This is a genomic window from Paracidovorax anthurii (assembly GCF_003269065.1).
In the GTDB taxonomy this organism is placed as follows: Bacteria; Pseudomonadota; Gammaproteobacteria; order Burkholderiales; family Burkholderiaceae_C; genus Paracidovorax; species Paracidovorax anthurii.
This window is the reverse complement of sequence record NZ_QLTA01000097.1, coordinates 1-7,823: the sequence shown is the minus strand read 5'-3', so window position 1 is coordinate 7,823 and position 7,823 is coordinate 1. Positions and strand designations below refer to the sequence as shown.

Below are 7,823 nucleotides of genomic sequence, written 5' to 3'. Positions count from 1 at the left end.
CGGCGGCTATGGAAGAACTGTGAGCGATGGCTCAACACCAGCTTACAGTTCGTCCACTTGGCGTTTCTGGCTCTGCTACTCAGAAGATCGTAAACACGTTCTTAATGCCCGATCCAGCAGGCTAATGCCCTGTTCATCGGGCTGGCTCCATTTGGCGAAGTACGAATGCACGGTGCGCCAATTGGGGAAGTCACTGGGCAGCGCCCGCCATTGGCAGCCCAGGCGCAGCAGGTACAGCATCGCGCACCACACCTCATACAACTCAACGGTGCGGGGTTTGGTCTTCTTGCGTGCACTCTCCAGCAATGGCTCAATGATCTTGAATCGCTCGCGGCTCATGTCGCTGGCGTATTTTTTTGCTTCGCAGCCTGCAATTGTCTATGTGCTATCAAAGATCGTGAACACGTTCTCAAGAACTGGGCATTGAGCACCGGCTTACCAGACCCAGGACCCCGAGAACCAACGGCATGGTAGAGCGGTTCAATGGCCGTATGGCGGACGTTCTGAAGACCCACCGGAACATGGAGCAGACCTTGCTGCGCTATGTGGCCCTGTACAACCACCAGTTACCGCAGTCAGCACTGGGCAGCAAGGCGCCTATGCGGGTCATGAAAGAGTGGTGCCAGGAGCACCCGGATCTGTTCCACAAGCGGCCATATGATCGTCCAGGATGCGAAACCTGCTCAAACCCATCAGATATATCCCGTCGTCAGAAGCCGAGGCAAACTACTGCGGGGGCCGGGAATACGAGGGCAACATCACCTTCACGGGTGCTGGGACGATGCAATGTGGTAGCCCGGTAGAATCATGGTTTTAACAGTCTCTGCTTCCCCATGTCTGCTTGGATCCTTCCGGATCACATTGCCGATGTCCTGCCCTCTGAGGCTAGGCACATCGAAGAACTGCGTCGAGGGCTCATCGATACATCGCGAAGCTATGGCTACGAGTTGGTCATGCCGCCTATGCTGGAACATTTGGCGTCGCTGCTGACGGGGGCGGGCGAGGCACTTGATTTGCAGACTTTTAAGTTGGTTGATCAACTTTCTGGGCGGTCAATGGGTTTACGCGCAGACATGACCCAGCAGGTAGCGAGAATCGATGCACACCTTTTGAATCGATCGGGTGTTACCCGTCTTTGCTATTGCGGTTCTGTGTTGCATGCCCGCCCAGATCGTCCGCGAGCCACTCGAGAACCCTTGCAATTTGGGGCCGAGATTTATGGGCACTCTGGAATAGAGGCCGATCTCGAATCAGTCATGTTGGCGTTGGATTGTTTAACGATGGCTGGTGTTCAAGGAATCCGTGTTGACTTATCGGATGTACGTATCGTTCGAACCTTGCTGAGGTCTGTCTCGGCTGACAATCTTACGGCGAGAAGGATATATGCTGCATTGGCGGCCAAAGATTCTTCTGATTTGGCAGATGTTTCTGCAGAGCTTCCATCTAATGTGCGTGACATACTAATGTCACTTTTGCAGTTGTATGGAGATGAGGCTGTATTGGATGAGGCGGAGGAGGTTCTGGGTCAGTTGTCCGATATGCAACCTGTTCTTGCTAGCTTGAGAACTATTGCGTCGCATTTGAAAAAGTATGAAGTGTCGTTTGATTTGGTGGATCTGCGTGGATACTCGTATTATAGTGGGGCGAGATTTACGATTTATGCAAAAGGCGTAAATGAGGCCATTGTTCGTGGTGGGCGATATGATGAAGTTGGAGCGGTGTATGGGCGTATAAGGCCTGCTGCTGGGTTCAGTCTGGATGTGAAGCAATTGGTGGAAGTGATTCCTTCGCGTGCACTCAAGGCTGCAATAAGAGCACCATGGGTGAGTACTAAAGAAGCCAATGAAGCCATATCTGCTCTTCGGAACTCTGGAGAAACCGTGGTCTGTATATTGCCAGGTCATGAAAGTGAAATGGATGAGTTTCACTGTGACCGAGAGTTGGTGTGTGATCAAGGCCGGTGGGTCTTGCGGCCCCTTTAAATAAATTAAATTGAAGCAGGTCTTGCATGAAAGTTACTAAAGGTCGGAATGTCGTTGTTGTGGGAACTCAGTGGGGGGATGAAGGCAAGGGTAAACTTGTCGACTGGCTCACTGAGAGTGCTCAAGGTGTGGTGCGTTTTCAAGGTGGGCATAACGCAGGCCATACACTCGTCATAAATGGTGTTAAGACTGCCTTGCATTTGATCCCAAGCGGAATTATGCGCCCTGGTGTCAAATGTTATATCGGTAATGGCGTTGTTTTATCGGCGTCGAAGCTCCTGGAAGAGATCGAAGGTCTTGAAGGGGCGGGCGTTGAAGTTCGATCGCGTTTGCGTATAAGTGAGGCCTGCCCACTGATACTGCCGTTTCACGCTGCATTGGACGTTGCTCGAGAAGCCGCCCGAGAGCATGGTGGAGCAGAGAAAATTGGTACAACGGGGCGTGGGATTGGCCCTGCATACGAAGACAAGGTTGCTAGGCGAGCCCTTCGTGTTCAGGATCTCAAGCACCCGGAGCGCTTTGCCAGCAAGCTTCGTGAGCTACTGAGATTGCATAATCATGTACTCAAGACATTCTTGAACTCTACTTCATTTCAATTTGGGATTGCGCTTCACCCTTATTTGAAGGACGGTGAAATTCAGTTTGAGGCAGTGTACGAAGAGGCAATGGGGCATGCAAAGGCGCTATTGCCCATGATCTCCGATGTTTCATATGAACTGAACCAGGCACACAATGATGGTGCCAATTTGCTGTTTGAAGGGGCGCAAGGTACATTGCTCGATGTAGATCATGGGACGTATCCCTATGTCACGTCTAGTAATTGCGTTGCTGGCAATGCCGCTGCGGGAGCTGGTGTTGGCCCCAGTATGCTGCACTACATCCTTGGTATTACAAAGGCTTACTGCACTCGAGTTGGAGGAGGGCCATTTCCCACCGAGTTGGAATGGGAAACTCCAGGTACTCCTGGTTATCACATGAGCACTGTTGGTGCAGAAAAGGGTGTGACAACAGGTAGGAGTCGTCGGTGCGGATGGTTCGATGCTGCTTTGTTAAAGCGCAGTGCTCAGGTTAATGGTTTAAGCGGATTGTGCATCACGAAGCTAGATGTATTGGATGGTCTTGAAGAGTTGAGGCTTTGTACGGCTTATAAACTTGATGAACGGATCGTTGATATTTTGCCAATGGGAGCCGAGGAGATTGCTCGTTGTATTCCAATATATGAAAGCATGGCGGGGTGGAGTGAGTCAACGGTAGGGGTGACAAGATATGCGGATCTGCCTTCTAACGCTCGTCAGTATTTAGAGCGAATTGAGCAGGTAACTGGTGTCCCTATTGCCATGATTTCTACTAGTCCTGACAGAGATCACACGATCATGATGCATCATCCATACGTAGCCTGATGGCGAGTTTTCTTGATGAGGCAGTGTGTCTGATGGTGTTTGTGGAAATGCAATTAGGAGTTTTGTGCTCATGTTGACGGAGGATGGTAAGCATCTCTATGTGAGTTATGATGAATATCACAGTCTCATTGAGAAGCTGGCTTTGAAGGTTCATCAATCTGGATGGAAGTTTGACACCATCCTATGTCTAGCTAGGGGAGGGCTCAGGCCAGGGGATATCCTTAGTCGTATCTTCGAGAAGCCATTGGCGATTATGTCCACTAGTTCCTATCGAGCTGAAGCCGGAACTATACAGGGACACCTAGACATCGCCCGATTTATTACGACTCCTAAAGGAGAGATTGCAGGACGAGTGTTGCTCGTTGATGACCTGTCTGACTCTGGGTATACCTTGAGTGCTGTTATCTCACTTCTCAAGACGAGGTACTCGCCTATTACAGAGTTGCGTAGCGCTGTGATCTGGACAAAAGCCATCTCTACCTTCGAGCCGGACTACTCTGTGGAGTTCTTGCCGACCAATCCGTGGATTCACCAGCCTTTTGAGGGGTACGATCAACTGACTCCCGAAAAGTTGATGGAAAAGTGGACGGTGTGAGCCTTGAATGATCTCGAAGAGGACAGGCGGTCTCAAATTTGAAATGCAACACCGGCCCATGAGGTAGGGTGTGAAGATGACGAGAAGACTCCAGCAGTTGCAGCCTGAAGAGCGGGTGATGCTGCAGACGCTAAGGGCGCAGGGGTAGGGTCTGCGCTGCATAGGAAATGCGCTCAGGCGAAGTGCCGCGAGCCTGAGCCGGAAGTCGCCAACCATCAGCCACGGATACAACTGGAAGGCCGCGCAGCAAGCGTGCATGGTCCGGCGGTTGGCAGCTTGAGTTGCAGCCAAGCTCGATGCCGATGGCCCGCTGTGGCCGCTGGTGGTGCACATGCTGGGCTGGTATTAGTCGCCGCAGCAGATCGCATGGACACTCAAACGCATGTGGCCTGAGCAAACCGAACTGCACGTCTCGCACGAGACGATCTACAACGCCATCTACGCGCATCCCAAGGGCGAGTTGCGTAAGGTCTTGCTGGCCTGCCTGCGCCAAGGCCGCAGTACCCGTCGGCCGCGCTCTGCGGGCCAGGACCGGCGCGGCCAAATTCCCGAGATGGTCAGCATCCACGTGCGCCCGCCCGAGGTCGATGACCGGCTGATGCCGGGCCACAGGGAGGGTGACCTGATCAAGGGCGCCGGCAAAAAGTCTGCGGTGGGCGTGCTGGTCGAGCGCAGCACGCGGCTGGTGCTGCTGGCGCGCATGCTGGACGCCACGGCCGAATTGGCGCTGGCGGGCTTTACGGCCAAGCTGCACCAGATCACTTCGCCGCAGCGCCAGACACTGGCCTACGACCAAGGACGTGAGATGGCCCGGCGCCGCGAGTTGGCACGCGACACCAACATGCGTGTTTACTTCCGCGATCCGCACAGCCCCTGGCAGCGCGGCACCTGCGAGAACATCAATGGACTGCTGCGACAGTTCCTGCTCAAAGGCACGGACCTGTCGGTCTACAGCCAGGAGCGGCTGGACTCCATCGCCGACCTGTTGAACAACAGACCACGCGCCACACTCGATTGGCACAGCCCCATTCAGGCCATGCACGATGCCGTGCGAGGTATGGTCGAGAAGCACGACGCGACGATCCACTGATCAATCAACGAATGTCGGGTGTTGCATTTCGGATTTGAGACCGCCCTCAACGCCCTCAACGCCCCAGGAGCCACAAGCTGCTCACAAGGCTTTCAATAGCTACGAACCAGGCTATGTGCACGTGGATGTGAAGTACCTGCCTCAGATTTGACGAACTGGGTCTGGGCCGATGCGAAGGGCCAGTTGGCTGTGACCCCTGAAGGCAAGGCGACAGCACCGACGATCATGATGAAGAGGGACATCGCAAAGTACGCCGCCTTGGATTCAACCCGTCGCTGCAACACCTTTGGTACAAGGATGCCGCGAGGTGGGAATTCATGGCGAGATTGGGGCGTCCCGGGCTGTCGGATGCACAGCGGCGAGAGTTGTGGGATCGTTGGAAGACTGGTGACTCGATCATCGATATCGGTCGTGCGTTGTTCAAAAATCCTGGGTCGGTGCATGGAGTGCTCGCGCTGGGCGGTGACATCTAGCGTCCAGAGCCCAAACGTGCGGCTTCGGCCTTGACGACGCGCGAGCGTGAACAGATCTCGCGCGGCCTGGCGGCCGGTCATTCATGCAGGCAGATCGCAGCCGACCTTGACCGCGCACCTTCAACAGTCAGCCGCGAGGTTCATCGAAATGGAGGTGCGGGGCGGTATCGTGCGATGACCGCCGATGAGCGGGCAAGGGACCAAGCACGCCGACCCCAATCCTGCGCGCTGGCGCGCAGTCCTGAAATGGCTCAGCTTGTGGCCGAGAAGCTGGCTCTGCAGTGGTCGCCACAACAGATCGCTGGATGGCTGCGACGAGAACACCCAGATACTGCTGCCTGCATGCAGGTGTCGCACGAGGCGATCTATCGTAGCCTCTTCATCCAAGCCCGTGGGGTGCTGAAGAAGGAGTTGATGGCGCATCTTCGTACTCGCTGCTCCATGCGGCGAGCTCGCGCCGGCTTGGGCAAGGAGTCGCCTCGTGGACAGATCACTGACGCGATCTCAATCCGCGAACGTCCAGCGCAAGTCGAAGATCGTGCTGTCCCTGGGCATTGGGAGGGCGACCTGGTCACTGGGGCAAAGAACAGTCACATTGCAACGTTGGTGGAGCGTCATTCCCGCTTCGCACTGCTAGTTCAGGTCGATGGCAAAGACACGGCCAGCGTGGTGCAGGCATTGACTCGTGAGGTGAAGCGGCTCCCTGATGGCCTGATGAAATCACTGACCTGGGATCGAGGCATGGAATTGGCCCAGCACCGAACGTTCTCCGTGGCCACTGATGTCGATGTATTCTTCTGCAATCCACGAAGCCCGTGGCAGCGAGGAACGAACGAGAACACCAACGGGCTGGTGCGTCAGTACCTGCCAAAGGGCGCGGATCTTTCGGTCTACAGCCAGGCAGATTTGGACGCGATCTCCATGCGTTTGAACACGCGACCACGAAAGACGCTGGGCTATGAAACGCCTGCCAGTAGACTTCAGCGCGCCGTTGCAGCGACGGGTTGAATCCAAGGCGGCGTACTTTGCGCAGGACGTGCTGCAAGGTACGCCTGGATTTTCTCGATGAAGGGGTGTTGGCCAGTCACGCGGATGTGCGAGGTTTTGCAGGTCAGCGCCAGTGGATATTTCCGCTGGGATGCTGCGAAGCACAGTTCAGGCCAGGACCGTCGCGGGCTGCACAGCAACGAGGCCTTGCGGGTCCACATCCGAGCGATTTACCTGCAGCAGCTGCGTGGGGAGTATGGCTGGCCGCGCATGCACAGAGAACTGTTGGCCCGCGGCATGCGTGTGGCAAGGAACGGGTGCGCTAGCTGATGCCGCAACACGGTATCCGGGCCAAGGGCAAGCGCAAGTTCGTGGTGACCACCGACAGCGCACACCGTTTGCCGGTGGCGCCCGATCTGGTGCAGCGCCGGTTCACGCTGACAGCGCCCAATGTGCTGTGGAGCGGCGACATCACTTACATCGCCACCGACGAGGGGGGCTGTACTTGGTCGCCGTGATGGACCTGCACAGTCGTCAGGTGGTCGGCTGGAGCCTGCAGCCGCACATGCCTGGGCAATGTGCGTTGCTGATGGCCTGGTCTTTCACAGCGACAGGGGTAGCCAGCATTGCAGCCAGCAATTCCAGGACGCACTGATGGCGTGGGCATATGCAGCTCGATGTCGCGCAAGGGCGATTGCTGGGCCAATGCCCCCACCGAGAGCCTGTGGGGACGTCTGAAGACGGTCTGTGTCCACGGCCAGCGCTTTCCCCCGCGAGCAGGCACGACAGGCCATCATGGACTGGATCGCCTTCTACAACCACTCGCGGCTACATTCGGCTTTGGGCTACCTCAGCCCGATGCAGTTCGAACAACACTAGCTGGTGGCGCAGCGCAAATCTGCCGCTTTATGATCGGGCTACGCACTCCGGTTTTCAGGGGCAACCACACATAGGCGTTCTGCGTGGGTTTGCCCGGCTGGATCAAGAATTCGAGGTGGCTTCATGGGCATTTCCGGACTCTTTTTTCATTGAGGACAGGCGCCCACGAAAGCGGGGCAACTTCAATTTCTGATTGGCTCTGAAATCTTAGGGGGCTTCAAAGCTGAATGTGCAAGACTGCTGTTATACTTCTTGGCTTCGCTACTCAAAAGCGTGATTCCTTCGGGATGATGTGCTGCGGTGGCGAGGTTGGTGGGTTGAAAGAGAAGAGAATTCTTTCTGCTGCGAGTTGTGCTGGTGTTAAAAACTGGTGTATGATTCAAGGCTTCGCTGATTGGGGCGGCTGCAACGAAGGTT

The 7,823-nt window shown here is 55.5% G+C and carries 4 protein-coding genes and 6 pseudogenes; 8 read left to right on the top strand and 2 right to left on the bottom strand.

Annotated elements, in window-relative coordinates:
- Positions 1–93, top strand: a pseudogene (locus AX018_RS23915) (IS5/IS1182 family transposase); the annotation flags it as partial.
- A gap of 6 nt (positions 94–99) precedes the next feature.
- Here the strand turns inward: AX018_RS23915 and AX018_RS23910 are convergent.
- Positions 100–339: pseudogene (locus AX018_RS23910) on the bottom strand (transposase); the annotation flags it as partial.
- A gap of 71 nt (positions 340–410) precedes the next feature.
- Here AX018_RS23910 and AX018_RS23905 point away from each other — a divergent pair.
- The 7 genes and pseudogenes from AX018_RS23905 to AX018_RS23875 form a co-directional block, all read left to right on the top strand.
- Positions 411–680: pseudogene (locus AX018_RS23905) on the top strand (integrase core domain-containing protein); the annotation flags it as partial.
- Between the two features lie 153 nt (positions 681–833).
- Positions 834–1,982, top strand: coding sequence for an ATP phosphoribosyltransferase regulatory subunit (locus AX018_RS23900; protein ID WP_111882729.1), 1,149 nt, complete (start codon positions 834–836; stop codon positions 1,980–1,982).
- A gap of 26 nt (positions 1,983–2,008) precedes the next feature.
- Positions 2,009–3,382: an adenylosuccinate synthase gene (locus AX018_RS23895; RefSeq protein WP_111882726.1), complete on the top strand. Its 1,374-nt coding sequence runs from the start codon at positions 2,009–2,011 to the stop codon at positions 3,380–3,382.
- Between the two features lie 70 nt (positions 3,383–3,452).
- Positions 3,453–3,977, top strand: coding sequence for a phosphoribosyltransferase (locus AX018_RS23890; RefSeq protein WP_111882723.1), 525 nt, complete (start codon positions 3,453–3,455; stop codon positions 3,975–3,977).
- Between the two features lie 151 nt (positions 3,978–4,128).
- Positions 4,129–5,067, top strand: a pseudogene (locus AX018_RS23885) (IS30 family transposase).
- 317 nt (positions 5,068–5,384) lie between these two features.
- Positions 5,385–6,548, top strand: a pseudogene (locus AX018_RS23880) (IS30 family transposase).
- A gap of 9 nt (positions 6,549–6,557) precedes the next feature.
- Positions 6,558–7,406: pseudogene (locus tag AX018_RS23875) on the top strand (IS3 family transposase); the annotation flags it as partial.
- A gap of 182 nt (positions 7,407–7,588) precedes the next feature.
- On the opposite strand, the gene AX018_RS25550 reads toward AX018_RS23875, so the two are convergent.
- On the bottom strand, positions 7,589–7,823 hold a 235-nt coding region (locus tag AX018_RS25550), incomplete at its 5' end, for a hypothetical protein (protein WP_211322524.1).

Bases quoted from the DNA above. Each gene is read 5' to 3' on its own strand.
- AX018_RS23900 (WP_111882729.1), top strand. From the start codon at position 834: ATGTCTGCTTGGATCCTTCCGGATCACATTGCCGATGTCCTGCCCTCT.
- AX018_RS23895 (WP_111882726.1), top strand. From the start codon at position 2,009: ATGAAAGTTACTAAAGGTCGGAATGTCGTTGTTGTGGGAACTCAGTGG.
- AX018_RS23890 (WP_111882723.1), top strand. From the start codon at position 3,453: ATGTTGACGGAGGATGGTAAGCATCTCTATGTGAGTTATGATGAATAT.